Source organism: Variovorax sp. H27-G14 (assembly GCF_046156345.1).
GTDB lineage: Bacteria > Pseudomonadota > Gammaproteobacteria > Burkholderiales > Burkholderiaceae_C > Variovorax.
On the sequence record NZ_JAYLVN010000005.1, the window covers coordinates 74,374 to 100,861 of the forward strand.

The following is a 26,488-nucleotide window of genomic DNA, read 5'->3' on the forward strand; positions in this document are numbered from 1 at the left end:
AACCGACGAGGAATGTCCGACGTGACGCTGCCCCTTTTTTCATACGCCCGCGCGCACGCCGGCCTCCCCTTGCCCAGGCGCGTGCCCATGCGCTTGCCTTCGCGCAAGGCCACCCTCGCCCTGGCGGCGCTGCTCGCATGCGCCAGCACGCCGTTTGCGCAGACGCCAGCCGGTTTGGCAACTTCCCCTGCCTCCCCCGTCACGGTCGGCGGCGCCATGGAATGGAACCTGCCAGCCGATGACTTGGGCATCGCGCTCGCGCGCATTGCCCGCCAGGCGGGCCGCACCATCAGCGCGGCTCCTGCGCTTGTGGCAGGGCGCCGCGCCGCTGCGGTGCAGGGCCGCTTGACCGTGGCGCAGGCCGCGCAGCAGGTGCTTGCCGGCAGCGGCCTCGCGCTGGCGCAAACGTCCAGCGGCACATTGACCGTTGTGGCCGCCGAGGGCAATGCAGCATCGGCAGCACCCGCATCCGACGCGGGCACGACGCTGTCTGAAGTGCGAGTCACCGCGCAAGCCGACCGCACAGCCACCACCGAAGGCACGGGCGCCTACACCGCGCAGGGCCCGAGCGGCGTGGCCACCGGGCTGGGCCTGAGCCTGAAGGACACGCCGCAGTCGGTCAGCGTGATGACGCAGCAGCGCATGGAGGACGAGAACCTCACCACCATCAACCAGGTGATGGCGCGCACGCCGGGCATTGCGACTTCGGTGCTTGGCACGGAACGCTCGACCGCCAGCGCGCGCGGCTACGCCATCACCAACTACCAGCTCGACGGCGTCAGCACCCACACCGAGTTCCTCGGCCTGGACGCCCTGCCCTCGCAGAGCATCGCCGACATGGCGCTGTACGACCGGGTGGAGGTGCTGCGCGGCGCCTCGGGGCTGACCACGGGCGCGGGCGATCCGTCGGGCGTCATCAACCTGGTGCGCAAGAAGCCCACCGCCACCTTCCAGGGCTCGGCCGAGGCAAGTGTCGGCTCGTGGGGCGACCGGCGCGGCGTGCTCGACCTTTCCACACCGCTGAACGCATCGGGCAGCGTTCGCGGCCGGCTGGTGGCGGTACACCAGCAAGGCAACAGCTACATCGACAACTACAGCAAGAAGAAGGACGTGCTCTACGGCGTGGTGGAGGCCGACCTGAGCGCCACGCTGAAGCTCACCGCCGGCATCGACCACCAGGAGAACCGCTCGCGCGGGTCGCTCTCGTACCTGGGGTATCCGCTGTTCAACAGCAGCGGCGAGCAGACCGACTTTCCGGTCTCCTTCAGCAGCGCCAGCCGCAACAACCGCTTCAACACCCACTCGACCAGCGGCTTCCTGGCGCTGGAGCAATCGCTGGCCAACAACTGGAAGCTCAAGCTCTCGGCCAACTACCTGCGCTCCACGCAGCGTGAAGACTCGGTGTACCTGGCGGTCAACAGCAGCCTGTTCGACAAGCTGACCGGCGACGGGCTCTCCCTGAACGCCGAACGCCGCGACTACGACCTGCGCAACAAGAGCGTCGACGTGAAGCTCAGCGGCCCTTTCAGCCTGTTCGGCCGCCAGCACGAGGCGGTGATCGGCCTGGACTACACCGACTTTCGCAGCCTGACCAACGGCAGCTTCGACATCACGGGGCTGCGCGATGCACCCGTGAACATCTACCGCTGGGACAACAGCGGCGCGCCGGTCTTCGGCGAGCGCTTCGTCACCTTCGACAGCACGCGCCGCCAGAAGAGCATCTACGGCGCGGGCCGCTTCCAGCTGAGCGACCGGCTCAAGCTCATCGTGGGCGGCAAGCTGTTGAACTACGACAGCAACTACGTGACCAAGACCACGGCCGGCTACGACGACAGCGCCCCGTCGTCGGAGCGGCGCGTGTTCACGCCGTACGCCGGGCTGGTGTACGACCTGAACGCCAACCACACGCTGTATGCGAGCTTTGCCACCATCTACAACCCGCAGACCGCCATTGACCGGCGCGGCGCGTTGCTCGACCCGCAGGAAGGCAACACCTACGAGGCCGGCATCAAGAGCAGCTTTCTCGACGGCCGCCTGACCAGCAGCGCCGCGGTCTACCAGATACGGCAAGACAACCTCGCGGAGGCCGACCCGGGCTACTTTGTGCCCGGCACCACCAACACGGCCTCGCGTGCAGTGAAGGGCGCAAAGACGCAGGGCATCGACCTGGAACTCAACGGCACGCTGGCACGCGACTGGAACCTGACGGCTTCGTACAACTACAGCAGCTCCGAAGACGCCACGGGCCAGCGCATCAACACCACCTTTCCGCGCCAGATGGCGCGGCTGTGGACCACCTACCGCCTGCCGGGCGCATGGCGCCGGCTCACGCTGGGCGGCGGGGTGGAATGGAACAGCGGCATCTTCTACACGGGGGAGGCGTGGCAGATCGAACGCACCGTCACGGCCCGCCAGGGCGCTTACGCGGTGGCCAGCCTGATGGCACGCTACGACGTGAACGACAGGCTGTCGCTCACGCTCAACGTGCAGAACCTGTTCGACCGCAAGTACATCGGATCGATGTCGGGCTGGTGGTATTCAGGCACGTACGGGGCTCCGCGCAATGCGCAGGTGATTGCGCGGTACAAGTTCTGAGGGCGCGCGCGAGCGGCTGAGCCGATGACCGCAGCGCGCCGACACAGCGCATTGCGGTCATTGCGCTTGCTGCTCGCCGCTACTTGCGCGCCTTGTCGATCTCCGCCATCAGCTCCTTCACCGTCGCCTCGCCCACCGAGGCCGAATACTTGTCGATCACCGGCTTCACCTTGGTGCGCAGCTTGGCCATTTCTTCGGGCGGCAGCTCCGACACGGTCATACCCGCTTTCTTCAATGCATCGAGCGCGCTGTCGGCGGCGCCGCGCGAGGCCTCGCGCTGGAACGCGGTCGATTCGCTGGACGCCTCGGTGATGATCTTCTTCTCGTCGGCGCTCATGCCGTCCCACGTCTTCTTGCTGATCAGCAGTGCCTGCGGGTTGTAGATGTGCCGGGTCTGGGTGATGTACTTCTGCACCTCGGCAAACTTGGACGACAGGATGGTGGTGTTCGGGTTCTCCTGCCCGTCGACCGCTTTCTGGTCCAGCGCGGGGTACAGCTCCGGGAACGGCAGCGGCGTGGCGTTGGCGCCCAGCGCACCGAACAGGTCGATGTAGATGGGCGACTGGATCACGCGAATCTTCAGGCCCGCGATGTCGTCGGCCTTGGCAATCGGCCGCTTGCTGTTGGTGAGGTTGCGAAAGCCCAGGTCCCAATAGCCCAGGCCGTGCAGGCCCTTGTCTTCCAGCCTGGCCATGAGCTTCTGGCCGAAGGGGCCGTCGGTGACGGCGTCGGCCTCCTTGCCGCTGTTGAACAGAAACGGAAAGTCGTAGGCGGCAAACTCCTTCACCTGCGCCGACAGGATGCCGGCGTTCAGCACCGTCAGCTCCACCGTGCCGCCCTGCAGCGCAGACACGGTCTGCAAATCGCCACCCAACGCGCCGCCCGCGAACAGCTTGACGGTGATCTTGCCGCCGGACTTGGCGGCCACCAGGTCGGCGAACTTCTGCGCGCCCTGGGCCTGCGGATGGCCGGTCTGGTTCTGAAAGGCGAACTTGAGCGTGCGCTCCTTCACCTGCGCAGCAGCACCGGACACGCCGAGCACCGCGAGCGACGCCATGGCCGCAAGCAACATCCTCTTTGTCAAAGTCTTCGTCGAACCCCTGGTCGAACCCCTCGTCGAACTCTTCATGCTGAAGTCTCCTTGTGTGTTTTTTCTAGCCGTGAAACCACCGCGCCGGCCCCGTCACCAGCCACGGGAACAGCACCATCAAAAACATGACGGCGAACTCCGCCAGCATGAAGGGCACCACGCCGCGCGTGACGTCGTCCATCGATATCTTTCCCACCCCCGCCACCACGTTGAGCACCGTGCCCACCGGCGGCGTCACCAGCCCTATGGAATTGTTGATGATGAACAGCACCCCGAAGTACACCGGGTCGATGCCCGCGGCCTTCACGATGGGCATGAGCACCGGCGTGAGAATCAGGATGGTGGGCGTCATGTCCATCGCGGTGCCCACCACCATCACCAGCACCATGATGGCGATCATCAGCAGGATCTGGTTGCCCATGAAGGGCTGCAGCAGGCCCACCACCTTCGACGGCAGGTCGGCCACGGTGATGAGCCAGGCGCTCACCATGGCCGCGGCAATCAGGAACATCACGATGGCGCTGGTCTTGGCGGCGCTCACGAAAATGCCGTAGAGGTCGCGCCAGGTGATCTCGCGGTAGATCACGGTCGACACGAACAGCGCATACACGGCGGCCACCACGGCCGCTTCGGTCGGCGTGAACACGCCCATGCGCAGGCCCACCAGAATGATCACCGGCAGCATCAGCGCCCACAGCGCCTTGCGGAACGCGGCGGCAATTTCTGCGGCCGGCTTGCGCGGCGGCGGCACGATTTTTTCGCGCCGCACCAGCCAGGCCCAGGTCACCCACAGCGCGCCGCCAATCAGCAGCCCCGGCACGATGGCCGCAAGAAACAGCTTGGAGATCGACACATTGGCCGCCACCCCGAAGATCACCAGGCCGATGCTCGGCGGGATCACCGGGCCGATGACGCCGGTGGCGGCAATGAGGCCGCCGGCACGCGCCTTGTCGTGACCGGCCTTCACCATCATCGGCAGCAGCAGCGCGGTGAGCGCCGCGGCGTCGGCCACGGCCGAACCCGACAGCGCCGACAGCAGGCAGCCGGCCATGATGGTCACGTAGCCCAGGCCGCCCTTCACATGGCCGACCAGCGCGAGCGCGAAGTCGACGATGCGCTTGGACAGCCCGCCCACGTTCATGATTTCACCGGCCAGCATGAAGAAGGGCACGGCCAGCAGCGGAAAGCTGTCGGCCCCGCCAATGACGTTCTGCGCCAGGATCTGCGCGTCGAACAAATCCAGGTGCCACATCAGCGCGACACCGCTGGCCAGCAGCGAGAACGCAATGGGAATGCCCATGGCCATGGCGAGCAGCAGCGCGCCGACAAACACGGTGATGGTCATTTGTGCGCTCCCCGTGCATCGCTTTGCGATCCGAGGATCTGCTGCAGCTGCACCGCTTCTTCAGACTCCTGCACCATCACCAGGTCGCTCTCCGCGATGCGCCCGGTGAGCAGGCGCAGCAGGTCGAGCGCCAGGATGAACGCGGCCAGCACCGCGAACACCACGCCCGACAGATACACCACCGCCATCGAGGCGCCGGTGACCGGCGCGGTCACGTCCCAGTTGATGCGCGTCTGCGCCAGGCTGCCCTGAAACAGCAGCCACACGATGTACAGCATGACGACGTGGCCCACGGCCAGGCAGATCTTCTTGCCGATGGGCGGCAGCTTCTGCACCACCATGTCCACGCCCAGGTGGCCGTGCTCTTTCAGCGCGACCACCGCGCCCAGAAAGGTCATCCAGATGAAGAGCCAGCGCGAGAGTTCCTCGGACACGGTAATGCCCGAGTTGAAGCCGTAGCGCAGCACCACGTTGCCGAAGACCAGCACGACCATGACCGCCAGGGCGGCCGCAATCAGGGCTTCGATGGCGCCGCAGCACCGGTCGATCCATTGGTTCATGGGTGTGCCCTGTGTTCAGGCCGCGGCGGCCTGCTGTTGCAGCTCGACCAGCGCGCGCAGCGCGGCCAGGTAAGACAGCGGCCCCAGCCCCTGCACCGTGCCCTTGACGGCCGGCGAGATGATCGAATGCGCGCGCCAGCTCTCGCGCGCGGCAATGTTCGACATGTGCACCTCGATGCACGGGAACGGCATGGCCTTGATGGCGTCGTGCAGCGGCACGCCGTGCTGCGTGAGGCCGGCGGGGTTGACCAGCGCGCCCTGCGCGTCGTCGATGTGCGTGTGCAGAAAGTCGACCAGGTCGCCTTCGTGGTTCGACTGAATGATGTCCAGCGTCACGCCGAGTTCGCCCGCCAGCTGCTGCAGCCGTTGGTTGATTTGGGCGAGCGTGGTGGTGCCGTAGATATGGGGTTCGCGGCGACCGAACAGGTTGAGGTTGGGGCCGTGCAGGACGAGGATTTTCATGGCGGTCTTGCTTGAAGGGGCTTACTTGCGAACGCGCGCGAGTTCGTCGTTGTAGAGCTTGACGATGGAAGGCTCGTACTGCGCGGCGAACTTGTCGACCACGGGCTTGGCGATCTCGCGCATGCGGGCCTGCTCGGCGGCGCTGAGTTCGTTGAACTGCGCACCCTTGGCCTGCAGCTCGCCCACGGCCTTTTGCGCGGCGTCGCGGCTCACCTGACGCTGATAGCCGCGTGCTTCGTTGGCCGCGTCGTTCATCATCTTCTGCTCGGCGGGGCTCAGCGAGTCCCAGAACTTCTTGCTGACCAGCACGATGTTGGCCGCGTACACATGGTTGGTGGCGCTCACGAACTTCTGCACTTCGTAGAACTTGTTCGACAGGATCACCGCATAGGGGTTCTCCTGGCCGTCCACCGCCTTGGCCTCCAGCGCGCCGTAGAGCTCTGCGAATGGCATGGGCACCGGGTTGGCCTTGAAGGCCTTGAAGGTCTCCAGGAACACCGGGTTGGGAATGACGCGGATCTTCAGGCCTTCGAGGTCTTCAGGCTTGGTGATGGGCCGCTTGCTGTTGGTGACGTTGCGAAAGCCCAGGTCCCAGTAGCCCAGCGCGACCAGGCCCTTCTCGGGTAGCTTGGCAATGAGCGCCTGCCCGAGCGGGCCGTCGAGCAGCGCGTCGGCCTGCGCGAAGGTGCTCACGGCAAACGGAAAGTCGACCAGGCCGAACTCCTTCACGATACCCGCCAGCGAGGTGGTGGCCGGCGCCGACATCTGCTGCACGCCGCCCTGCAGGGCGGACTGCTGCTGCATCTCGTTGCCCAGCTGGGAGGCGGGGAACTCCTGCACCTTCATCTTGCCGCCGCTCTTGGCCGCGAGCAGCTCGGCGAAGCGCTTCACGCCAAAGCTCACCGGATGGTCGGCGTTGTTGAGGTGGCCGAAGCGGATGACACGCTCCTGCACGTTCTGCGCGAGGGCACCGGTTGTCAGGGCAAGGGTGAGGCCGGCCGCGGCCAGCGAGCGATAGAGCTTTTTCAAGAGAGGGTCTCCAACAAGGTGAGGAATGCGCTTGGGGGCACTTCATGGCGCTGCACGGTGCTTCGGGCCGCATCTTAGATTCAATGTGGAAACTATTTCCACTAGTGAAAACACTTGGCAAAAGCGCTAGAGTTGCGTTTGTCCTCACCTTCAGCCCGACATGACCGCCATACTCGAACGCAGCTTCAAGGTCCTTGAACACCTGGCCGCCCACCCCGAAGGCCGCGCGCTGTCGACGCTCTCCGGCGCGCTCGACATGCCGCTGAGCGCCACCCACCGGCTGCTGACCGAACTCATCCGTTGCGGCTATGTGCGCCAGGACCAGAGCCACGGCGACTACATGCTCACCATCAAGCTGGTGTCGCTGGGCCTGAGCTTTCTGAGCAACAGCGGCATCGTCGACGTGGCACAGCCGCTGCTGGACCGGCTGGCCGCCGAGTCCGGCGAGCTGGTGCGCCTGGCGGTGGTCGACGGCGACGAGCTCACCTTCGTGGCCAAGGCGCAAGGCGCCACGCGCGGCCTGCGCTACGACCCCGACATGGGCCTGTCGGTGAACCTGTCGTGCAGTTCGGCGGGCCACGCGTGGCTGTCGACCATGACGGACGAGCAGGCGCTGCAGCTGGTGGCCAAACAAGGCTTCGGCCAGCCCGACGACTACGGCCCGAAGGCGCCCACCACCGTGAAGGCGCTGCTGACCTTTCTGCGCGCCGCACGCAAGCGCGGCTTCGCGACCATCAACGAGGTGTTCGCGCCGGCCATGACGGCCATGGCCGCGCCGGTGCGCAATGGCAACGGCGCGGTGATCGGCGTCATCACCATCGCGGGGCCGCTGGTGCGCCTGACGGAAGAACGCATGAGCGAACTGGGGCCGGTGCTGCTGCTGTCGGCCGAAGACGTGGCGCAGGCCAGCGGGGCCTCGGCGATGTTCAAGCGCCGGGCCTGACCGCGCTGCAGCGGAGATCGGTCCGCGCTACAGGGCCGCGTTGTCGTCCGCCTGCCTGTCGGCCTCGGCATGGTCTTCGAGCACCGGCACCTCGCTTGCCAGCAAGGGCTTGCCGATGGGCGCGCTCGCGGTGCCGGCCTGCACGGCGGCCATGTCGGCCTGGTTCGGGTACTGCCCCGCAATCCAGTAGTCGAACACGCGGCGCACGATCGGCGCCGCATGGGCCGCGCCGAAGCCCGCGTTCTCCACGATGGCCGCGACCGCAATGGACGGGTTTTCGGCCGGCGCAAAGGCCATGTACAGCGCGTGGTCGCGCTGGCGTGCCTCCAGCGGCTTGCCGCTGGCGCGCGCCTTGGGGCTCAGGCTCACGGCCTGCGCGGTGCCGGTCTTGCCCGCAGAGGTGTAGCTGGCGCCGGCAAACACGCGCGTGCCCGTGCCGCCCTGCGTGACCGCGACCATCGCGTTGCGCACCACATCGACGTTCTTGCGCGCATAGCCCAGGTCCTGCGCGGGCGGCTGCACCTGCTGCACGACCTGGCCGCTGACGGTGTCCCTGATGGCGCGCACCAGGTGCGGCTGGTAGCGCACGCCGGCGTTGGCCAGCGTGGCGTTGGCCGAAGCGAGCTGCAGCATGGTGAAGCTGTTGTAGCCCTGGCCGATGCCCAGCGAGATGGTCTCGCCCGGGTGCCACTTCTTCATGTCGGCGCGGCGGTAGGCGTTGCGCTTCCAGGTGGTGCTGGGCAGCACGCCGCGCACTTCGCCCAGCAGGTCGATGCCGGTTGCCTGCCCGAAGCCCAGCGGCGCCATGAAGTCGTGGATCAGGTCCACGCCCATCTCGGTGGCCAGCGAATAGAAGTAGGTGTTGCTCGAGAACTGAATGGCGCGGTGCATGTCCACGCCGCCCAGCCCGCCGCGGTGGCTGCGAAAGGTGCGCCCGCCGAAGTTGTAGTAGCCCGGGTCGTTCTCCACCGTGGTGGCGGCGCGCTTGCCGGTCTGCAGCGCGGCCAGTGCCATGAAGGGCTTGTACGTTGAACCCGGTGGGTAGGTGCCGCGCAGTGCGCGGTTCAACAGCGGGTTGTCGAGCGACTCGGTCAGCGCCTTCCAGCTCTCGGTGTCGATGCCTTCGACGAACAGGTTGGGGTCGAAGGTGGGCTTGCTCACGAAGGCCAGCACCTCGCCGGTCTTGGGGTCGATGGCCACCAGCGCGCCGCGCCGGTCGCCGAACATTTCTTCCACCATCTTCTGCAGCTTGATGTCCAGCGACAGCATGACGGTGTGGCCCGGCACGGCGGGCTGGCGCGCGAGCCGGCGCACGGCGCGTCCGCCGGCGGAGGTTTCCATCTGCTCGGCACCGGTCTGGCCGTGCAGCACCTGCTCGTAGCTTTGCTCCACGCCGAGCTTGCCGATGTGGTCGGTGCCGCGGTAGTTGGCGCGGGCGTCTTCGGCCCAGTCGTCCATGGCGGTCTTCTCGCGCTGGTTGATGCGCCCGATGTAGCCGACCACATGCGACGCGGCCTCGCCGTGCGGGTAGTTGCGCAGCAGGCGCGCCTTGATCTCCACGCCCGGAAAGCGGTAGCGCTGCGCGGCGAAGCGCGCGACCTCCTCCTCGCTCAGGCGGGTGCGAATGGGCACCGAGTCGAAGCTGCGCGCGTCCTCGCGCAGCCGCTGAAAGCGGCGCCTGTCGCCGGGCGTCACTTCGACGATGGTGCCCAGCTCGTCGATGGCGGCGGCAATGTCGCCCGCCTTCGACGGCGTGATCTCCAGCGTGTAGGCCGCGTAGTTGGACGCCAGCACCACGCCGTTGCGGTCCAGGATCAGCCCGCGGTTGGGCACGATCGGCACGATGGCGGTGCGGTTGCTTTCGGCGCGGTCGGCCAGCTCGTCGTAGCGCACCACCTGCAGGTGGACCAGGCGCGCACCGATCAGGCTGAAGCCGAAAAGCACCACGCCGGCAATGACCAGCAGGCGGTGGCGAAAGCGCGAAAGCTCTGCGCCGGTGTCGCGAATTTCATCGTTCATCAAAAGAAGAAATACCTTTCGCTCACATCACGCGGATGCCGAGTTCGCTGATGAGCGTGGCGGCCTGGTCGGAAGAAATGATCGCGCCCTTGAAGAGCTGCGCCACGTGGGCGATGCGCAGGCCGCCCAGGTCGACCGAGCGAAGGTCGGCGCCGTCGAAGCGCGCGTTCTTGAGGTTGGCGGCGCGCAGGCTGCCGCCTTCGAACACGGCGTCGCGAAAGTCGCAACCCGCAAGGTCGGCGTCGGACAGGTCGAGCCGTTCGATGGTCTGCTTGCGGAACGACATGCCGCGCAGGTCGGCGCCGGTGAGCAGCGAGTCGTGAAAGCCGATGCCCAGCACCTGCGCCTCGTGAAAGTGCGCACCCGTGAGCTTGACCTCGGTGAACAGCGTGGCCGAGAGCTTGGCGCGGTGCCAGCCGGTGTTGTTCAGGTCGCAGGCCATGAAGCGCGCGTCGCTCAGGTCGGCCATCTGAAAGTCGGCCTGGCGCGCGCGGCAGGACATCCAGCGCGTGTCGCCCAGCTGGGTCTTGCGCAAGGTGGCCTCGGCAAAGCTGCAGTCGACGAAGCGCGCGCGGCGCAGGTCGAGCTCGGACAGGTCAGCGCCGTCGAAGTCGCACTGCGCAAAATGCAGCGCGGCGGGTGGCTCGGCCAGCAGGCGCTTCAGGCGGTCACGGTCGATGGTCTCGCCGGTGAGGGTGGGTACGGAGGAAGCGTCGTTCATGGAGGAGGCAGGAAAGAGGGATGAGAGGCGCCAGGGTGCCCGTCGGTTCCCGGGCTTGCGCAAGGTGGTGGCGCTTGCTTCGCAGGGCGTGTCGTTCATTTGACGGCTTTGGCGCACAGCGCCAGCAGCGTGGAAAGAATGCGGGCCTTGTGGGCCTCGTCGACGTCGTACACGCCGAGCATCTGCGAGAACCAGAAACCGTCGGCGGCCAGCCGGCACACGAGCAGCAGGTCGGGCGCCTTCACCTCGAGGTGGTCTGCGGCCAGCTCGGTCTTCATGCGTTCGTTCCACTGCGCCCGGTACTCGGGCGTGCCGAGCGTGAGCAGGCCGATGGCAAGCTGGATCTCGGCCTCCTCCAGGCCGCCATGGCTGTCGAAGCAGGTGCGGATGTAGGCGCGCGCGTTGCGCCCGGGCGTTGCGGGCTCGGCCTGCAGCAGGCGCGCGAAGCGGTCTTCGAACTCGGCGAAGAGCTGGCCCGACAGCGCGTCGAGCAGCGCCTTCTTGTTGGGAAAGTGATGCTGCAGCCCGCCCTTGGTGACGCCGGCGCGCCGCGACACTTCGTCGAGCGTGACCGCGTGCGCGCCTTCGCCCACGAGCAGCAGACGGGCCACTGCAAGCAGCTGGCTGCGAACGACTTCGGGTTGTTTCTGGCGGCGGTGGGCTTCTGTCATGCGGGCGGTTTCTTCAAACAATCCAGCTGGATGGTTTGTTGAGTCTACTTTGCCCGTGCCGGGCGCAGGCGGCGTCGGTAGACTGGCACGCTCATTCCGCCAACGCCCTCCCCCACCCATGCAGACCTTCCGCGACGTGCCCACCCATGCGAACGAGTTGGCGCAACGGCTGCGCGCCGGCAGCGTGATGGCCTACCCCACCGAAGCCGTGATGGGGTTGGGGTGCGATCCGTTGAACGAGGCGGCGGTGACACGCATCTGCCGGCTCAAGCAGCGTTCAGTTGAACAGGGCGTGCTGCTGATCGCGGCCGACTTCTCGCAGGTGCTGCCGTATGTGGACATGGCGCAGGTTCCGCAGGCCGCGCTTGACCGGGTGAAGGCGAGCTGGCCCGGTCCGTTCACCTGGATTTTTCCGCGCCACGCTCGGGTGCCGGCATGGATATCAGGACGGCATGCGGGCATTGCGCTGCGCGTGACGGCGCACGGCACCGCAGCCACGCTGTGCCGCGCCTTTGGCGGCGCGCTGGTGTCGACCAGCGCCAATCCGCATGGGCAGCCGGCGGCGCGCACGGCGGGTGAAGTTCGGGCGTATTTCGACGATGTCGCTGATGCTGCCGATGGCATCGACCTGCTGGTCGATGAAGCCGTGGGCGGGCTGGCAAGCCCGAGCGAAATTCGCGATGCGCTGACGGGTGAACTGGTTCGCGGCTAGAGCGCGCGGTCGGCTGGCTGAACGATCGGCTGAACGGTCAGCTGATCGGCCGACTGGACGCTCGAGGGGTCTGGCGCGAACTCGGGCGCGGGCGTCCAGAAGCGCTGCATCTCCATGAGGCCCGCCCTGCTCTGCGCGCCCAGGTACCCTGCGGTGGTGCCCACGGACACATGGCCCAGGTTGTTCTGTACGACCTGAATCGGCACCGGTGAGCGCCCTTCACTGCCCTGCAACGCATGCGCGCCGTGGGCATGACGCAGCCAGTGGATGCTGGCGCGCTGCAGGTGCTCGGCTTGCGCCGCGTCGAGCGTGCGCGCGGCCTGCGCCATGAACAACTTGATGGCGCTGTAGAAGCCAGAGGCCGACCATGGCTTCGGGTGCTCGGGCTTCAGATCGAAACGGGCGAGCACGTGGATGCTGCTGTTGCCCGATGCGCCCACCTGTCGTTCGAAGCCGTGGTGCGCGAGTTCTTCTTCCAGGTCGGCCACCAGATCGGCTGGCACGGGCACCTCGCGCTGTCGTCCGGCCTTGCCATGGACTCGCAGCAGCCAGCCGCCCGCGTCGCGGCCGTCGGGCGTGCGGTACACCACCTGCTGCAGGTCACCGCATGTGGCGCTGGTGATTTCGGCCAGTCGCAACCCGGTGGCGTAAACCCAGCGCATGCCGCGGCGCAAACGACGGCCGGCTTCGGTCGCGGCATGCCGGGCCAGCAACTGGTCGAGGTGCGACCACTGCGCGATGCTCAAGGTTCGGTGCATGCCAAGTGCCCGTGGGGCTTCGACCGGCTCGGTCATGGCGGCGAAGGGGTTGCTCGCCACGTAGTTCTGGCGCATCAGGAAGGCGAACAGGCCGCGCAGGATGGCCATCGCCTGGCGCACGGCCGTCGGCGCCAAGGGGCCTTCGAGCGGACGCCACAGTGGAGACCAGCGCTGGTTGTGGCGCGGGCCGCACCAGGCAGGCGGCGGATGGGCAAGAAACTCGCGGTAGGCGAGTGCGTCTTCGAGGTCGAGCGAAGACAAGGCCGTCTTGCGCTCGAGCACGGCCCACAGCAGCAGCCGTTCGGCCTCCTTGCGGTAGGAGCGCTGGGTGGGAGAGAGCTCGCCGGGTGCGTCTTGCAGGCACTTGGCCGCGAGCCAGGCGCCTACGGCGGCATGGTCGGTGTCGGCGGCAAGCAGGCACTTGTGCTGCGGGGCGCGGTTGCGGCCCGCGCGCCCGTCCAGCTCCGCGGGAACCACGAACTTTTCGTAGGGAACCAGCGCGGTGCCAGCTGGAACGACCGCGGCCAGGTCGCGCGGGTTGACCTGTCGACGCCGGTGCGAGGCATGCGTACCCACGCGAAGCCCGAGCGGTTCTTCATTGGCGCGCAGCCAGTCGAGAATGCGCGCCGCCTTGCGCTCGCCCACGCCCGGCACCTTCAGCCACCAGCGCGCGCCGGTCTCGTTGATGCGGGCGACCAGTGCGTCCAATGTGTGCAGGCCGCCCAGCTCCAGACGCGCGGCCATGGCGGGGTTGAGCCAGGCCGAGACGCTATCGGCCGGCCGCGGGTCTTGCGCCGTGTGGCCTTCGAGCCAGCGCAGCGCTTCGAGCTGGCGCTCCACGACCCGCGTGCGGCGTGATGCGCGGCCGGCAGGGCCGCCCTGTTGCGCGCCACCAGGGAAGGCCGCCTCGTAGGCCTCGATCTGCTCGGCTTCGGAGAAGTCTTCGAGCCCTTGCGCCTGCGCGAAGTCGCTCAGCGTGGGCAGCGGCGTGGTCGGCGAGAACTGCTCGGGGTCGAGCAGGATCAGGCGCGCGGTGCCAGGGCGCTGCTCGCGGCGCGCGGCGGCGGCGAACTCGTCGCGGATCCACGCGATGGTGCGGCGCACGACCCGCAGGTCGGTATGCTCCCCTTCGAGACGAAGGTACCGGTCCCAGCTGGTGCGCTCGTCGATGCCCTGGGCCAAGGCCCGCATGAAGGCGAAATGGCCTCGGTGCAGTTTGCGGGGCGGCGGCTTGGTCATGCGAGTGGCTGAGGCGGATGGTGGATGGAAGGCCGAGGGCCTCAGGTCAGTCCCAGAACTTCCACCAGGGGCGTTCGGCGACAGGCGCAGGCACCACGGCTTCAGGCTCCGTCTGCTCTGGGGCGGGAAGCTCCCGCATGCGGCGTCGCACTTCAACTTCCAGTGCATGGGCGGTGCCGAATGCTTCACGCTCGCCGCGGTGCGCACGCGCACGCCAAGTGAGCGCCAATTCCGCGAGGGTCTCGTCATCGAAGTGTGCGAATTGAGATGACGGGCCGGTTGATGTCATGAGTTCCTATGGTTTGTTGGACGGAGTGATTCGGGTCATTGTATTTGGTTGATTATGGGAATAATCATTCATGCAATATTTGGATGCATTTCTAGAGTCTTCAGCGCGAGCAGAACCTAAGTCGTTGATATGGTAGGAATTATTTTGTGTCCTGCCCGATGGGGGCTGCGACTGGACTGCAAGTTTGCGGGCAGATTGCGTTGGACTTGGCGTTCTTGGATGCTTTCCCGCAGGGTTGCGCCTGCACACCTATGCCCTCTTCGAGATACTGGCGACAACCTGTTGTCAGCACTCAAGAATAGTACGGAAGCCTGCGCTCACTTCTTCGCAATCGAACCGGGCCCAGTTAGCGATAAGGAATCGTTGGCCCTTCGGCTGCGCCCCTTTTCAAATCCCAATGGACCTCACATTGAGGGCAGCCCCGCTGCCCTCAATCGTCATCAGCTCAAGCTGCGCGCTCGGCGAATGGCGTCGGTGATGGCCGCTTCCAGTGCTTCCAGCGGTGCGCTGATGGCAGCGCCTGGCGTGAGCGAGATCGTGACCTCCCCCGACTTCGATCGCACCAGAGTGCCAAATTTATGTCCGTCCGCTTGAACCTCGACGCGCTCGCTGCGTTCGAAGCCCGGAGCCGCATCCAGCAGACGCGCCAACACCAGCGCCGGTGAAAGCGTCTGGCCCCGCAGCTTTTCAACCCGCTTGAGCAATCCGCGCCGGTCGAGTGCCATTGCGGCATTGACCTGTTCGGCATGGCGAAAGCTGATTTCCAGCGGCGAGCGGAAACACTCGACCACGGCCGGCGGCAGCTGCGCCACCATCAATGCCTTGCGCACCCACGTGTGGCTGACGCCCAGGCCTTCCGCAAGCTGGCGCTGCGTGGGGAACAGTTGCTCTTCCAGCGCGCGCTGGTACATCACGCCTTGTTCGTACGGCGACAGGTCGGCGCGCTCGCGGTTCTCCCGGTCCATGGCCGCAAAAAGTGCGGCGTCGCCCAAGTCGTCGACCCAGATCGATGCCAGCACTGGCATGCCCAGTTCAAGGGACGCGCGATGGCGGCGATGGCCGAACACCAGTTCGAATTGCCCGGGCTCCTCCTTCAGCGGCCGAACCAGAATGGGCTGGACGTTGCCGCCTGCGTGTTCGATGTCAGCCTTCAGTCCCGCGAACTCGCTGGTATTGAAGGAGGACTCATGGCGGTTGGCCCAGCGGCTGGGACGAATGGTGGCGGGGTCCATCTTGCGCGTTGGCAGGGAGCCTTCGTACTGGCGAAGCTTTTCGCGCAGCGTTGCCATCTCGCCCTCGACTTGCTGTATTTGTCCGCGAAACGCGAGCATTTGCCCCGGCCCCGTGCGAGGCACGTGGGTGCCACCAACGGCCGGTGGAAACCTGGTTTCCACGTTTGCTGCCACATGGGGCGCGGGCTCTTCGGCTGGCGCCGCCTTTGGCAAGTCCATGGTTTGTGCCTGCGGCTGCGGAAGCGACAGGTTGGCGGTCAGCGCTTCGAGGCGCTTTCGAGTACTAGACATGGTGCGGGCTCCTGAAGCGTGGAAACCGGTTTCCACAAGCGGGGATCGCGATGCCCCGGTCGATGACAACTGCAGCCTGGTCCGCTGCAGTTGGGGCGCAAGTCGACGCACCCCATTCTTTAGGATCTTGGAGAAGAAGGACTCGCAGTCCAACATTTCCCAAGTTGAATGGCGCCGGCCGTGCGTCGGCGCCGTGCGTCGTTGCGCTTGAGCGGGGCCTCGTGGAAACCTGGTTTCCACACCCAGACCCGCACCCACGCATTTCCCGCGCGTGCCGAGGTCGCCCCGTGGGCGCGACAGCATGCTCCTATTAGAAGCAGCGCGCGCAACGTTTTCTGGCACCACCGCCTCTGGCACAGTCGTTGGCTTCAACCACGAACCGTTTGGAAACCAGGTTTCCACACCGCCCGCCATCGCCCGGCCTTCGCCGGCGTTCGGGTGTGTTCTTTCTTGACTGCAACTCCCCACCATCAACGAGATCTCCCCTGCGCTGTCCAGGCACCGACCACCGACTGCTCGACCAACTCGACAAAGGCGTCGTAAGCGTCGATCGCGCGCTTGTAAGTCTTGGCCGCGCCTTCGTAACGCTGAACGTCGTAGACGGTCGCAAACTCGGCTGCCTTGTTGCTCGTCACGCTGGTCTTTGGAATTTCCACCGGCAAGGTGTACTCGCCGTAGGTCGCCTGGATCCACTGGCGTACTGCGGGCATGGCCGGGTCGGCCGCATCCACGCGGCTGAGCAACACGTGCAGGAACTCGAAAGCCTTGCCCTCGCGGTCCTTGCTTTGGCCATCGAGGTTTCCGCCCAGGTCGGCCAGCAGCGACCAGAACTGTGCGGACGAGGCAAAGTCCAAACCCGACGGAGGCACTGGCACCACGATGCCGTTTGCCGCCCAGAGCGCATTGATGGTCACGTAGGAAAGAGATGGCGGGGTGTCGATGACGATCACGTCGTAGAGATCGCGCACGCTCTCAAGGCCCACGTTCAGCACGTCCCAGAACTTTGCGCCGGGTTCCTGCATCTGGCGAGCAGGCAAAGCGAACTCTGCGGAGAACAGAAAGGGTGCCGCGGCCACCAGGTCAAGGCCGTCCCAGTAGGTGGAGCGAATCGCGTAGCGAATGTCGCTCTCCGTGCCGTCGCACAGCGGGCCGATGGTCATGTCTTCCGTGACTTCGGCCTCGGGCAGCAAGCCGTGCAATGTAGTGAGAGAACCCTGCGGGTCGGTGTCGATGGCCAGTACGCGGTGGCCGCGCAAGCTCAGGCCCTGGGCCAGAACCATCGCAGTGGTGGTCTTGGCGACGCCGCCCTTGAAGTTGCCGACCGCAATCGTGATCGCCTTGCGGCCGGCGGGGCGCATCTTGTCGGCGCGGTAGGTACGCGTCCACCGGCGCAGCTCATCAAGCTCGAAAGTGCGCTTGCCGCCCGAAGGCGTCAGGCGCCCGGGCGGCAGGTCGTCCTTGGTGATGCGGTAGGCAACGTGCGCCTTGTCGACACCACACAAGGCGGCCAACTGGGCCGTGGAATAGACCGGCGGAATCTTGCGAGCTTCGGGGGCGAGCAGCATGCCGCGGATTTGCTCGACCATGGAACTCGCACGCGTGGCCAAGCCAGCAATGCGTTCCATGTTGATGACTTGCCTGGGAGGCGTTTGGGTGTCGGTGGAAACCTGGTTTCCACTGACGGCAGGCACGGGGACGGACATTGGGTGAACCCTATTCGACAGAATCCGGCAATTCTACGAGAATCCAGCGAATGAACAAGTTCTGCTGATTCGACAGTGTCCATGCACCATCCTAATGTGAGAACGGATAGGGAACCCCGTCCCGACACCCCTCCGCAACGGGGGATTTTGCGGCCTTGCGCGCTCACTGGGCCACACCTGGGCGCTCTGGAACGTCATTCAGGCCGGATAACGCGGTGGAACAGCCCCAAAGAGCGCCTCGCAGGGGCAAGAACCCCATATCCACTCACATCAAACCCCATAGACACACACAGCAACGGCTGAAGTACCCCAACGGATCTCACATCAAATCCCATCGGATCTCACATTGAATCCCAGAACTACTCACAAAGACAGCGCCAAGTCCTTGTCACCAAAGGAGAAAGTCGTTTGCCAAACTATTCAAATTCCCAAGTGTTATTTTTCAAATAGAACAAGACGAGTCGATTCTTTGTGAATTGACCGATTCACAATACGGAGGCATGATGTGAACCCAAGCAATTGCGATACATCAGACATGGCCGAGGAAGAGGCTCCCCCCAGCGCCCCGCGCCAACCCACCCCGGCAGAAGAGCAAAGCGTCGCCAAGGCCAATGAGGCCATTGCGATCCGGCCCAAACGCGGCCGCCTCACGCTGCTTTCTCGCCGCATCTACAACGCGCTGCTGTATCACTCGCAGCGCCAGGGTGTCGACGAACCCGTCTACAAGCTCGCGCTGAGCGAGCTCATCGGCGACGCCCGCTTCAATTCGAACAACACCGAGCTGCTCAAGGCGCATCTGCGCGACATGCAGGCGACCACCATCGAGTGGTCGACCAGCGGCCCCGCGTTGAAGCGCTGGGTGTCTTCCCAGTTGCTCGGTACGGTCACCATCGAGGAACAGGGCAGGGGCCGCCCCTGCATGGTCACATGGCGCTATCCGGAGGAAATCAAGGAGCGCCTGGTCCGTCCCCACCAGTACACCCGCGTGCTGCTCGAAATCAGCGGCCAGATGCGCAGCTACTCCGCCGCCGTGCTCTACGAGATCGGCGCGCGCTACCTCACCTCGCCCGGTCGCCTGTCGATGCGCGAGGACGTGGTCTGGTGGGCCGCCGTGCTCACCGGGCGCAGCGACATCAAGGAAGTCGACTACCGCTTCCTCAAGCGCGACGTCATTTCCAAGGCACTGGCCGAAATCGAGGCGCTCTGCGAAGACTTCAGCATCGAGCTGATCGAGCACAAGCGCGGTCGCAAGATCGAGGAGATCCAGTTCCGCGTGATCCCCAAGGTGCAGCAGCGCCTGGGCGACATCCCCAACGCCGAGCGCAACGTGTTCGACCTGGCGCTCGTCGGGCGGCTCATCGCGCTCGGCATCAAGCAGGAAGAAGCGCAAGACCTCTACGCCACCACCGACGAGGCCCAACTGCGTGCCACGCTCGACCACGTCGACCAGCGCCTGCGCAGCCCGACCATGCCCGAGCTGAAATCGCCCGCGGCCTACTTCAAGGATGCTCTCAAGAAGGGCTACGCCCCCGTGAAGCCGCTGCCAGCTGCAGACGCGCCAACGGCTAAAACGACAGCGAGCACCAACACCCAGGCGCCACCAGCCATTCCGCTCTCACCGTCCGACCGTATGCAGCGGATCCGCGAACTCTGGGAAAACGACCGCATGGCGCAGGCACGCGCGATGTTCGGTGAGATGCAGGTGCCCGCGCAAGGCGAGCTGCGCAGCCAGTTCGAAGCCCAGCGACTGGAGCAACTCGCGCCGCCCATCGCGCGCGCCTGGCGACGCGACGGTCCCGCCAGCCGGGTGGCCGCCAGTACCTTCTACAAATGGGTGGCCCAGACGACTTGGCCAGAGGAACCGTCAGACCGCGTGCTGCTCGACTTCGCACTGCAGCGCGGCGTGGCTGGCATTTAAAGTCAGCATCTCAAGCTGGCACGCGCCCGAAAGCGCGTGACTTTTTTCGCGGTTTTCAGTTCGGCCTACAAGCGCCCCCGGCGGCTGCCTCACACCGCACGGCCCTTCTTCGCCCAACCATGCATGCGTCACTACTTGTCGATGAGCCGACACGTCACACGCATGCAAACAGAATGGACAACTACCGACGATCCCGGGGAATGGCTGCACTTCTTCTACAAGGAAGGGCGTACGCGCACTCCCGTGAAGATCAATCGCGGCGCCCTGGAGAGCTGCTTTCACTCCGCCGCGGGCGAAAGCATGGTCAACATCTACGTGGCGAACGTGGAGGTCATCCATGAAAAGGTGCGGCTGCGCCTCAGGGCCGGCGAGCGTTTCACGCTGCAGACGCCGCTGAGCTTGCTTGCGCGCGATTTCGAGGACCGCAGGTTGGCCATGTATGCCGACCTCATCGAGCCGCAGAAGATCGAGCAGACAGCCCAGGCATTGGGCGACAAGTTCACGGCCGACCAGTTGGAGGCCGTGGCGATGTGGATGCGCAATCGACCTCATTCCCACTCGCGCCGTTAGTGGCTTTTCGTGGCGCGAGGTGAATGCCCGCGATCATGCTGCGCACCGACCCACCGGCCATTTCGATGGTCGGCACGGCCAGCGGCACCAGCCGCGCAGTCTTTCCGATGGCCGCTTTCTGTATGTTGTCCAGGCTGTCGAACGCACGCTGCGACAACGCCAGAATGCGCCCATCGCGCCCGCTCAGTTCGATCGCGTTCCCCGCGAATTCCGCGATCTGCGCAGCGCTCAGCGCGATGACCTGACGCCCCGATTCCTCCAACCGCGCGCGCACTTCACGCGCACGCGCCGCGTCCGGGATCATTTCCAGCCCGACCATCGCGAATGCCGTCGCCACGCACATCAGCACGTTGGTGTGATAAATCGGCCGCCCCGCAGCGTCGGCCGTGTCGAACACCATCGGCTCGAAATTGAAATGCGTGCTGAAACGCTCCAGCGCCACCGGGTCGGCCCGGTTGGAGCGCGCCGTGTACGCCACCCGCGCGAGATGGTCGAACACCATTGCACCCGTGCCTTCCAGGTAGAGCCCATCGGGCTCCAGACCGGAGTAGTCGATCACATCCGGCACGCGGTATTCGGCCTTGAGCATCTCGATGACGTCGGCGCGCCGCTCGCGCCGGCGGCTCGGCGAATACATCGGGTAGATCGCCACATGGCCGCCCGGGTGCGTTGAAAACCAGTTGTTGGGGAACACCGAGTCGGGTGTGCCGCGCTCGCCGAGGTCTTCGAACAGGTGCACGCGCACGCCTTCCATCTCCAGGCGCTCGGCGGCGGCGGTCACCTCTCGGTAGGCGGCCTGCGCCACCGCATGTCGCGCGGCTTCTTCGGCCTTCGTCTGAAAGCTGTTGTCCGCCGCCGTCTCCGGGTTGGGCATGAAGCGGTGCGGGCGAACCATCACCACGGCGGAAGGGGCCTGAATGGAGCGAAGCGAAGAGGTCATGGACATGTGCCTTCCCGCTCAGGCCACGCGCCGGACCGCCGGGCGGGAAGCACCGGCGCGCGTGTGGCGGAACAGGTCCTTCGGGTCGTGCGCCTCGGGCACCAACTCCACCTCGACACCAAGGTTGCGGCGCGTCGCCTGCGCCAGCACATAGCGCAGCGTTGAATAGTCTTCCAGCGCGAACCCGACCGAGTCGAACACCGTCACCTGCTGCGCACTTTGCCGTCCGGCTGCCGTGCCGGCCAGCACGCGCCACAGGTCGACCACCGGAAAGTCGGCCGGCAGCTGCTGAATGTCGCCTTCCACCCGCGTTTGCGGCTCGTACTCGACGAACACGCGCGCGCCGCGCAGCACGTCGGCATGTGCAGTTCGGTCTTGCCCGGGCAGTCGCCGCCCACGGCGTTGATGTGCATGCCCGGCTCGATCATGTCGGGCACGAGGATGGTGGCGCGTGCCTTGTCGGCCGTGACCGTGGTCACGATGTCCGCGCCACGCACGGCGTCCGCCACCGAGCCCGAGCGCACCACGCGCAGCGCCGGCCACGGGCCAGGTTGCGCAACCAGCTTGTCGGTGGCGCGCGGGTCCACGTCGTACACCGCAATTTCCTCGATGCCCAGGTGGCAGTGGAACGCCAGCGCCTGAAACTCGCTCTGCGCGCCATTGCCGATGAGCGCCATGCGGCGGGCGCCGGGCCGGGCCAGTGCGCGCGCCGCCATCAGCGAGGTGGCACTGGTGCGCAGCGCGGTGGCCAGCGTCAGCTCCGACAGCAGCAGCGGGTAGCCTGTTTCCACCTCCGCCAGCACGCCGAAGGCCATCACCGTGTACAGCCCCTGCGCCGTGTTGCCCGGGTGGCCGTTGACGTACTTGAACGCGTAGTGGCGCGCGTTGGACACCGGCATCAACTCGATCACGCCGATGTCCGAATGATTGGCCACGCGCGCCGACTTGTCGAAATCTGCCCAGCGCGCGAAGTCGTCGCGGATGGCGTCGGCCAGCTCGCCGATGAAAGGCTCCACGCCAATGGCCTGGACCAGGCGGGACATGGTGGGGACGTCGACAAAACGGGTCATGAAAGTTTTCCTCGGGCCCCGAGGGAGGGGCAGTGGCCGGCGGCGGCGCCATCGGCATGCCCAAATTGTTTCTTTCAGTGCAGCCAGATTGAAGGGCGCAACTTGGCAACTTCATCCGCAAACCGTACATTTCGCCAACCTGATTTGGCAAAAAGACACGCATGGACGATACCGACCGTCAATTGCTGGCGCTGCTGCGCGACAACGCGCGCACCCCCGTGGTCGAGCTCGCCAAGAAGCTGCGGCTCGCGCGCGCCACGGTGCAGAACCGCATTGCCAAGCTCGAGGCCGGCGGCACCATCGTGGGCTACACGGTGCGGCTCAAGCCCGAGGCCGAAAGCCAGCGCATCCGCGCCATCACCAGCATCGCGATAGAAGGGCACCACGCCGACGCCGTGCGGCGCGCCCTGGCCGGCCATCCCAACGTGGTAGCCCTGCACACCACCAACGGCCGCTGGGACTTCATGGCCGAGCTGCGCACCGACACGCTGGAGGCCTTTGACCGCGTGCTGACCGCCATCCGCGCGATCCCGGGCATTGCGAGCACCGAGACCAGCATCCTGCTGTCGACGCACAAGCTGTAGGTGACGTGCACCGCGTGCACCCAAGCGCGCTGGCCTCGGGTCTGCCCGCCGTGCTCGACTGCCGCACGCGCTTCGTGCCGCACCCGGCCATGCCGATGTTCGGCAGCATGCGTGTCCAGCCGCACGCTGGCGGAGCGCGCCAAGGACAACCCCAACTTCTTCGTCTGGCTGGCCGTCACGGTCGAAGGCCGCTTCCTGCCGCAGACCGGCGCCGTGCTCATCAAGGACGCGCCGGGCCAGGTGCTGGGCGCCGTGGGTGCCAGTGGCGGCACGGGCGACGAGGACGAAGCCATCTGCAAGGCCGGCGTGTCAGCCGCGGGACTGGTCAGCGGCTGACACGCCGAATAGACTGCGGGCCGCGTCTGTTTAGCCTCTTCAATCACCGCAGAAAGACCTCCATGCCCGACGCCACCAACGCCACCATCGACACCATGGCCGCTTGGCACCAACTCGTGAAGACCCATGATGCGGCGGGGCTGGACGCCCTGCTCGACGACGAGGCCGTCTTTCATTCGCCGGTGGTGCACAAGCCGCAGGTGGGCAAGGCCATCACGCACAAGTATTTGTCCGCGGCGTTCCAGGTGTTCTTCAACGACAGCTTTCGCTATGTGCGCGAGCTCAAGGGCGAGCGCGACGCGGTGCTGGAGTTCACGCTCGAACTCGACGGCATCGCCGTCAACGGCGTGGACATGATCAAGTGGAACGACGCCGGCAGGATCACCGAGTTCAAGGTGATGCTGCGGCCGCTGAAGGCGGTGAACCTGATTCACGAAAAGATGGGTGCAATGCTCCAGGCGCAGGTTCAGGCCAACGCGCAGTCCCAAGCCGGCGCATAGCGCCACTCGACGCGCGTGCGTGCGCGCCTCAGGTGCCTTCGATCGAAGAAGACGGGTCGAAGTTGGCCAGCAGCCGCACCCGGCCCGCGTGCACATGGCGCTCGGCCGCGGTGCGTGCCCGCGCGCGGCTGCCCGCGACGATGGCATCGAAGATGGCGCGGTGTTCCAGGTTCGAGCGGCGCATGTTGCCCGGCACGTTGAAGTACTTGCGCCGCACCAGGTGCAGCTCCTTCACATAGTCGTCGTAGGCCTGGTGGGCGCGCTGGTTGTTCGACAGCTCCAATATCAGCGCATGAAAGCGCAGGTTCAGCTCGTAGTAGAGCGTGCCGTTCTCTTCCTCGCAGGCGGCGTCCATGCCCTCCAGCAGCGCCTGCATCTGCTTGCGGCGTTCCTCGGTCAGGTGCTCGCAGGCGCGGTCGGCCGCAAAGCCGAAGACCAGCGCGCGCAGGTCATAAATTTCGAGCATCTCGCGCAGCGACAGCTGCCGCACGAACACGCCGCGGTTGGGCACCGCGGTCACCAGGCCCAAACCCGCGAGCACCTTGATCGCCTCGCGGATCGGGCCGCGGCTGGTGCCCATGCGCAGCGCGAGCGAGGCCTCGTTGAGTCGTTCGCCCGGCTTGCATTCGCCCGTGTAGATCAGCTCCTTGAGCTCGGCCACGATGCCCACCGAGAGGCCGGCTCCGCGAGGGCTTGAAGAAATAGTCGGCATGAACAATCGTAGTTCAAAGCCAGCGGCGCAAATTCGCCCTGCGCAGCATGTGCAGCATGCTGCGCGCGCAGCGTGCCGCGCTCACTCCACCTTCACGTTCGCAGTCTTCACCAGCTTCACCCAGAACTTGCCGTCCTCCGCAAGGAAGCTGCTGAACTGCTCGGGTGACGCCGAGATCGACACCTCGGTGCCGTCGCGCGCCAGCGATGCCTTTACCGAAGGCTGCTGCATCGCGGTGACGGCGGCGTCGTAGATCTTGCGCACGACGGCCGGCGGCGTGCCGGCCGGCACGAACACGCCGTACCAGAACTCCAGGTTGTAGTCCGGCAGGCCGGCCTCCCTCATGCCGGGCAGGTTGGGCACCAGCGGCGAACGCTCGCGCGTGCTCACCGCCAGCGCGCGCAGCCGCCCGCCGCTCACCATCGGCAACACCGACGGCGATGTGCCGAAGGTCAGCTGCGTGTCGCCCGCCAGCACCGACTGAATGGCCAGGCTGCCGCCGCGAAACGGAATGTGCGTCATCTCCACGCCCGTCACCTGGCTGAACAGCGCCGCGCCCAGGTGCGGCGCAGAGCCGTTGCCCGACGTGGAGTAGTTGAGCTTGCCGGGCTCCTTCTTCGCGGCCGCCACCAGGTCGGCAACCGAATGAATGTCGGTCGACGCGTTCACCGCCAGCACCAGCGGCGAGGTCGTGATCCTGGTGACGGGCGCGAGGTCGCGCGCCGTGTAAGAGAGCTTGGGGTTGAGCGCCGGGTCCACCGAGATGCTGCTCGGGCTCGCAATGAGCAGCGTGTACCCGTCGGGCGGCGCATGCGCCACGATCTCCGCTGCAATGCTCGAGCCGTTGCCCGGCTTGTTGTCGATCACCACTGGCTGGCCGAGCGCCTTGCCGAAGGCGTCGCCCATCGCACGGGCCACGTAGTCGGCCGCGCCGCCGGGCGCGAAGCCGATGACAAGGCGCACCGGCTTGCTGGGGTAGGGCGCGGGTTGCGCGAACGCGGTGCAGCTTGCCGTACCGATCACCGCACCCGTCACCGCTCGCACCACCGCCCGCATGACCGCAACGGTCGCCGTGCTTGCAGCACCCCGCGCAAGGCTTCTTCTGGAAATCATGTCTCGTCTCCTTTGTTGTTCGTCGCGGTTGCGGTCGAGTGCGAACGGCTCAGTTCACCCCAGACATGCGCAGCACGATCTTTCCGACATGGCCGCCGGCTTCCATGCGCGCCTTGGCCTGTGCGAGCTGGTCGAAGCCGAAGACCTGGTCGATCTGCGGGCGGATGCGCCCCGCCGCAAAGTGCGGCATCACGTCGGCCACGAAGCCCGGCACCGCAGCCGCGCGCTGTGTCTTGCTGCGCAGCTTGTTCGACACGCCGAACAGCGTGAGCCGCCTGGCATGCAGTGCCGCCAGGTCGAGCTCGGCATGCACCACGCCGTCGACATAGCCGACCGTCGCCAGTCGGCCTTCGAAAGCCATGCAGCGGATGTTTTCCGCGAACACCGTTCCGCCCACGGTGTTGACGACCAGGTTGGCGCCAAGCTGCGCGGTCGCGGCCATCACGGCGCCGGCAAAGTCGCTGCCTCGGCTTGCCAGCGCCACGTCCAGGCCCAGCGGCGCCAGCCTGGCGAGCTTGTCGGGCGAACCCGAAGTGCCGATCACCTTGGCGCCCAGGCTCTTGGCCAGCTGCAGCGACGCAACCCCCACGCCCGACGAAACGCCGTTCACCAGCAACCACTCGCCCGCCTGCAGCCGCCCCTGCAGCACCAGCATGTCGTAGGCCACCAGAAAGGTCAGCGGAATGCTCGCTGCTTCTTCCCACGACAGCGCGGGCGGCACGGCCATGGCTTCGCTCTCTTCCATCAGCGCCTGCTGCGCGAAGGCGCCGGCGCACCGGCCCATGACGCGGTCGCCTGGCTTGAAGCGGACAACGTCGGCGCCCACCGCCACCACCTCGCCCGCGCCTTCGCCGCCAATCGCCTTCCAGCTGCCGGGTTCGCCGTGCAGCCCGTGCGCCGCCAGAAACTCGCCGCGGTTGAGCGCCGCGGCGTGCATGCGCACCAGCAGCTGCTTTGCGCCGGGTTGCGGCACGGCCGTTTCGCGCTGCTCCAGCACGGTCGAAGACTCGCTCATCTGCATCCAGTAGGCCTGCATCGCTTGTTTCCTTGAGGTTCTTGAATTCGTTGGGGTGGCGGGCTTGCGGC

Annotated in this window: 23 protein-coding genes and 2 pseudogenes; 8 read left to right on the plus strand and 17 right to left on the minus strand. The window is 66.2% G+C overall.

The genetic code is table 11. From position 1 onward, the window contains the following. The first annotated feature begins 87 nt into the window (after nt 1-87). Nucleotides 88-2,595 (plus strand): TonB-dependent siderophore receptor, encoded by a 2,508-nt coding sequence (locus VLK31_RS15610; RefSeq protein WP_409169323.1) that lies wholly within the window; start codon nt 88-90, stop codon nt 2,593-2,595. A 79-nt stretch (nt 2,596-2,674) separates the two neighbouring features. On the opposite strand, the gene VLK31_RS15615 is transcribed toward VLK31_RS15610, so the two are convergent. The 5 genes from VLK31_RS15615 to VLK31_RS15635 all read right to left on the minus strand — a co-directional run bounded on the left by VLK31_RS15615 (nt 2,675) and on the right by VLK31_RS15635 (nt 7,081). Further along, a complete protein-coding gene (locus VLK31_RS15615; RefSeq protein ID WP_409169324.1) occupies nt 2,675-3,667 on the minus strand; it encodes a TRAP transporter substrate-binding protein in 993 nt (330 codons plus the stop codon). A gap of 82 nt (nt 3,668-3,749) precedes the next feature. Then, nucleotides 3,750-5,030, minus strand: a complete 1,281-nt coding sequence (locus VLK31_RS15620; protein WP_409169325.1) for a TRAP transporter large permease — start codon at nt 5,028-5,030, stop codon at nt 3,750-3,752. Further along, nucleotides 5,027-5,590 carry a TRAP transporter small permease gene (locus tag VLK31_RS15625; protein WP_409169326.1) on the minus strand — a complete coding sequence of 188 codons (564 nt, stop codon included), beginning with the start codon at nt 5,588-5,590 and terminating at the stop codon, nt 5,027-5,029. The genes VLK31_RS15620 and VLK31_RS15625 overlap by 4 nt, the downstream gene beginning before the upstream one ends. A 15-nt stretch (nt 5,591-5,605) precedes the next feature. Next, nucleotides 5,606-6,052: a type II 3-dehydroquinate dehydratase gene (locus VLK31_RS15630; protein ID WP_409169327.1), complete on the minus strand. Its 447-nt coding sequence runs from the start codon at nt 6,050-6,052 to the stop codon at nt 5,606-5,608. Nucleotides 6,053-6,073: 21 nt separating this feature from the next. Beyond that, nucleotides 6,074-7,081 carry a TRAP transporter substrate-binding protein gene (locus VLK31_RS15635; RefSeq protein WP_409169328.1) on the minus strand — a complete coding sequence of 336 codons (1,008 nt, stop codon included), beginning with the start codon at nt 7,079-7,081 and terminating at the stop codon, nt 6,074-6,076. Between the two features lie 160 nt (nt 7,082-7,241). Between VLK31_RS15635 and VLK31_RS15640 the strand changes: the two genes are divergently transcribed. After that, nucleotides 7,242-8,024 (plus strand): IclR family transcriptional regulator, encoded by a 783-nt coding sequence (locus VLK31_RS15640; RefSeq protein WP_409169329.1) that lies wholly within the window; start codon nt 7,242-7,244, stop codon nt 8,022-8,024. A 27-nt stretch (nt 8,025-8,051) separates the two neighbouring features. Here VLK31_RS15640 and mrdA read toward each other — a convergent pair whose 3' ends face one another. From mrdA to VLK31_RS15655, 3 genes are all read right to left on the minus strand, one after another. Then, entirely contained in the window at nt 8,052-10,043 is a 1,992-nt protein-coding gene (mrdA, locus tag VLK31_RS15645; protein ID WP_409169330.1) for a penicillin-binding protein 2, read from the minus strand. A 22-nt stretch (nt 10,044-10,065) separates the two neighbouring features. Next, nucleotides 10,066-10,764: a pentapeptide repeat-containing protein gene (locus tag VLK31_RS15650; RefSeq protein WP_409169331.1), complete on the minus strand. Its 699-nt coding sequence runs from the start codon at nt 10,762-10,764 to the stop codon at nt 10,066-10,068. A gap of 95 nt (nt 10,765-10,859) precedes the next feature. Further along, a complete protein-coding gene (locus VLK31_RS15655) occupies nt 10,860-11,435 on the minus strand; it encodes a TetR/AcrR family transcriptional regulator (RefSeq protein ID WP_409169332.1) in 576 nt (191 codons plus the stop codon). Nucleotides 11,436-11,553: 118 nt separating this feature from the next. Between VLK31_RS15655 and VLK31_RS15660 the strand changes: the two genes are divergently transcribed. After that, nucleotides 11,554-12,147 (plus strand): L-threonylcarbamoyladenylate synthase, encoded by a 594-nt coding sequence (locus VLK31_RS15660; RefSeq protein WP_409169333.1) that lies wholly within the window; start codon nt 11,554-11,556, stop codon nt 12,145-12,147. Here VLK31_RS15660 and VLK31_RS15665 read toward each other — a convergent pair. From VLK31_RS15665 to VLK31_RS15680, 4 genes are all read right to left on the minus strand, one after another. Further along, on the minus strand, nt 12,144-14,096 hold the full coding sequence (locus tag VLK31_RS15665) for a phage integrase family protein (protein WP_409169334.1): 1,953 nt from the start codon (nt 14,094-14,096) through the stop codon (nt 12,144-12,146). The two genes, VLK31_RS15660 and VLK31_RS15665, sit on opposite strands and share 4 nt — an antisense overlap. A gap of 94 nt (nt 14,097-14,190) precedes the next feature. Beyond that, entirely contained in the window at nt 14,191-14,433 is a 243-nt protein-coding gene (locus VLK31_RS15670; RefSeq protein ID WP_409169335.1) for a hypothetical protein, read from the minus strand. Between the two features lie 440 nt (nt 14,434-14,873). Continuing rightward, nucleotides 14,874-15,956, minus strand: coding sequence for a ParB/RepB/Spo0J family partition protein (locus VLK31_RS15675; RefSeq protein WP_409169336.1), 1,083 nt, complete (start codon nt 15,954-15,956; stop codon nt 14,874-14,876). 470 nt (nt 15,957-16,426) lie between these two features. After that, on the minus strand, nt 16,427-17,581 hold the full coding sequence (locus tag VLK31_RS15680; RefSeq protein ID WP_409169337.1) for an AAA family ATPase: 1,155 nt from the start codon (nt 17,579-17,581) through the stop codon (nt 16,427-16,429). Nucleotides 17,582-18,164: 583 nt separating this feature from the next. Here VLK31_RS15680 and VLK31_RS15685 point away from each other — a divergent pair. After that, nucleotides 18,165-19,577: a RepB family plasmid replication initiator protein gene (locus VLK31_RS15685; RefSeq protein ID WP_409169338.1), complete on the plus strand. Its 1,413-nt coding sequence runs from the start codon at nt 18,165-18,167 to the stop codon at nt 19,575-19,577. Nucleotides 19,578-19,739: 162 nt separating this feature from the next. Continuing rightward, a complete protein-coding gene (locus VLK31_RS15690; RefSeq protein ID WP_409169339.1) occupies nt 19,740-20,147 on the plus strand; it encodes a hypothetical protein in 408 nt (135 codons plus the stop codon). Here the strand turns inward: VLK31_RS15690 and ctlX are convergent. After that, nucleotides 20,077-21,087: a citrulline utilization hydrolase CtlX gene (ctlX, locus tag VLK31_RS15695; RefSeq protein WP_409169340.1), complete on the minus strand. Its 1,011-nt coding sequence runs from the start codon at nt 21,085-21,087 to the stop codon at nt 20,077-20,079. The genes VLK31_RS15690 and ctlX overlap by 71 nt on opposite strands. 18 nt (nt 21,088-21,105) lie before the next feature. After that, nucleotides 21,106-22,157: pseudogene (locus VLK31_RS15700) on the minus strand (ornithine cyclodeaminase). 161 nt (nt 22,158-22,318) lie between these two features. Here VLK31_RS15700 and VLK31_RS15705 point away from each other — a divergent pair. The 3 genes and pseudogenes from VLK31_RS15705 to VLK31_RS15715 all read left to right on the plus strand — a co-directional run bounded on the left by VLK31_RS15705 (nt 22,319) and on the right by VLK31_RS15715 (nt 23,577). Beyond that, nucleotides 22,319-22,741: an Lrp/AsnC family transcriptional regulator gene (locus tag VLK31_RS15705; protein ID WP_409169341.1), complete on the plus strand. Its 423-nt coding sequence runs from the start codon at nt 22,319-22,321 to the stop codon at nt 22,739-22,741. Nucleotides 22,742-22,855: 114 nt separating this feature from the next. Next, a pseudogene (locus VLK31_RS15710) lies at nt 22,856-23,077 on the plus strand (heme-binding protein); the annotation flags it as partial. A gap of 62 nt (nt 23,078-23,139) precedes the next feature. After that, entirely contained in the window at nt 23,140-23,577 is a 438-nt protein-coding gene (locus VLK31_RS15715) for a nuclear transport factor 2 family protein (RefSeq protein WP_409169342.1), read from the plus strand. Between the two features lie 28 nt (nt 23,578-23,605). On the opposite strand, the gene VLK31_RS15720 is transcribed toward VLK31_RS15715, so the two are convergent. From VLK31_RS15720 to VLK31_RS15730, 3 genes are all read right to left on the minus strand, one after another. Then, complete coding sequence (locus VLK31_RS15720; protein ID WP_409169343.1) at nt 23,606-24,289, minus strand: GntR family transcriptional regulator; 684 nt, start codon at nt 24,287-24,289, stop codon at nt 23,606-23,608. Between the two features lie 81 nt (nt 24,290-24,370). Next, entirely contained in the window at nt 24,371-25,402 is a 1,032-nt protein-coding gene (locus VLK31_RS15725; protein ID WP_409169344.1) for a Bug family tripartite tricarboxylate transporter substrate binding protein, read from the minus strand. A gap of 49 nt (nt 25,403-25,451) precedes the next feature. After that, entirely contained in the window at nt 25,452-26,438 is a 987-nt protein-coding gene (locus VLK31_RS15730) for a zinc-binding alcohol dehydrogenase family protein (RefSeq protein ID WP_409169345.1), read from the minus strand. Nucleotides 26,439-26,488 lie beyond the last annotated feature (50 nt).

What these genes read in the sequence shown, in the direction of transcription:
- VLK31_RS15715 (WP_409169342.1), top strand. Translation starts at nt 23,140, where the DNA reads ATGCCCGACGCCACCAACGCCACCATCGACACCATGGCCGCTTGGCAC.
- VLK31_RS15675 (WP_409169336.1), bottom strand. Translation starts at nt 15,956, where the DNA reads ATGTCTAGTACTCGAAAGCGCCTCGAAGCGCTGACCGCCAACCTGTCG.
- VLK31_RS15730 (WP_409169345.1), bottom strand. Translation starts at nt 26,438, where the DNA reads ATGCAGGCCTACTGGATGCAGATGAGCGAGTCTTCGACCGTGCTGGAG.
- VLK31_RS15665 (WP_409169334.1), bottom strand. Translation starts at nt 14,096, where the DNA reads ATGCGGGCCTTGGCCCAGGGCATCGACGAGCGCACCAGCTGGGACCGG.
- VLK31_RS15625 (WP_409169326.1), bottom strand. Translation starts at nt 5,590, where the DNA reads ATGAACCAATGGATCGACCGGTGCTGCGGCGCCATCGAAGCCCTGATT.
- VLK31_RS15690 (WP_409169339.1), top strand. Translation starts at nt 19,740, where the DNA reads ATGCAAACAGAATGGACAACTACCGACGATCCCGGGGAATGGCTGCAC.
- VLK31_RS15630 (WP_409169327.1), bottom strand. Translation starts at nt 6,052, where the DNA reads ATGAAAATCCTCGTCCTGCACGGCCCCAACCTCAACCTGTTCGGTCGC.
- VLK31_RS15615 (WP_409169324.1), bottom strand. Translation starts at nt 3,667, where the DNA reads ATGTTGCTTGCGGCCATGGCGTCGCTCGCGGTGCTCGGCGTGTCCGGT.
- VLK31_RS15655 (WP_409169332.1), bottom strand. Translation starts at nt 11,435, where the DNA reads ATGACAGAAGCCCACCGCCGCCAGAAACAACCCGAAGTCGTTCGCAGC.
- VLK31_RS15650 (WP_409169331.1), bottom strand. Translation starts at nt 10,764, where the DNA reads ATGAACGACGCTTCCTCCGTACCCACCCTCACCGGCGAGACCATCGAC.
- VLK31_RS15670 (WP_409169335.1), bottom strand. Translation starts at nt 14,433, where the DNA reads ATGACATCAACCGGCCCGTCATCTCAATTCGCACACTTCGATGACGAG.
- VLK31_RS15705 (WP_409169341.1), top strand. Translation starts at nt 22,319, where the DNA reads ATGGACGATACCGACCGTCAATTGCTGGCGCTGCTGCGCGACAACGCG.
- mrdA (WP_409169330.1), bottom strand. Translation starts at nt 10,043, where the DNA reads ATGAACGATGAAATTCGCGACACCGGCGCAGAGCTTTCGCGCTTTCGC.
- VLK31_RS15620 (WP_409169325.1), bottom strand. Translation starts at nt 5,030, where the DNA reads ATGACCATCACCGTGTTTGTCGGCGCGCTGCTGCTCGCCATGGCCATG.
- VLK31_RS15640 (WP_409169329.1), top strand. Translation starts at nt 7,242, where the DNA reads ATGACCGCCATACTCGAACGCAGCTTCAAGGTCCTTGAACACCTGGCC.
- VLK31_RS15720 (WP_409169343.1), bottom strand. Translation starts at nt 24,289, where the DNA reads ATGCCGACTATTTCTTCAAGCCCTCGCGGAGCCGGCCTCTCGGTGGGC.
- ctlX (WP_409169340.1), bottom strand. Translation starts at nt 21,087, where the DNA reads ATGACCTCTTCGCTTCGCTCCATTCAGGCCCCTTCCGCCGTGGTGATG.
- VLK31_RS15610 (WP_409169323.1), top strand. Translation starts at nt 88, where the DNA reads ATGCGCTTGCCTTCGCGCAAGGCCACCCTCGCCCTGGCGGCGCTGCTC.
- VLK31_RS15660 (WP_409169333.1), top strand. Translation starts at nt 11,554, where the DNA reads ATGCAGACCTTCCGCGACGTGCCCACCCATGCGAACGAGTTGGCGCAA.
- VLK31_RS15680 (WP_409169337.1), bottom strand. Translation starts at nt 17,581, where the DNA reads ATGGAACGCATTGCTGGCTTGGCCACGCGTGCGAGTTCCATGGTCGAG.
- VLK31_RS15725 (WP_409169344.1), bottom strand. Translation starts at nt 25,402, where the DNA reads ATGATTTCCAGAAGAAGCCTTGCGCGGGGTGCTGCAAGCACGGCGACC.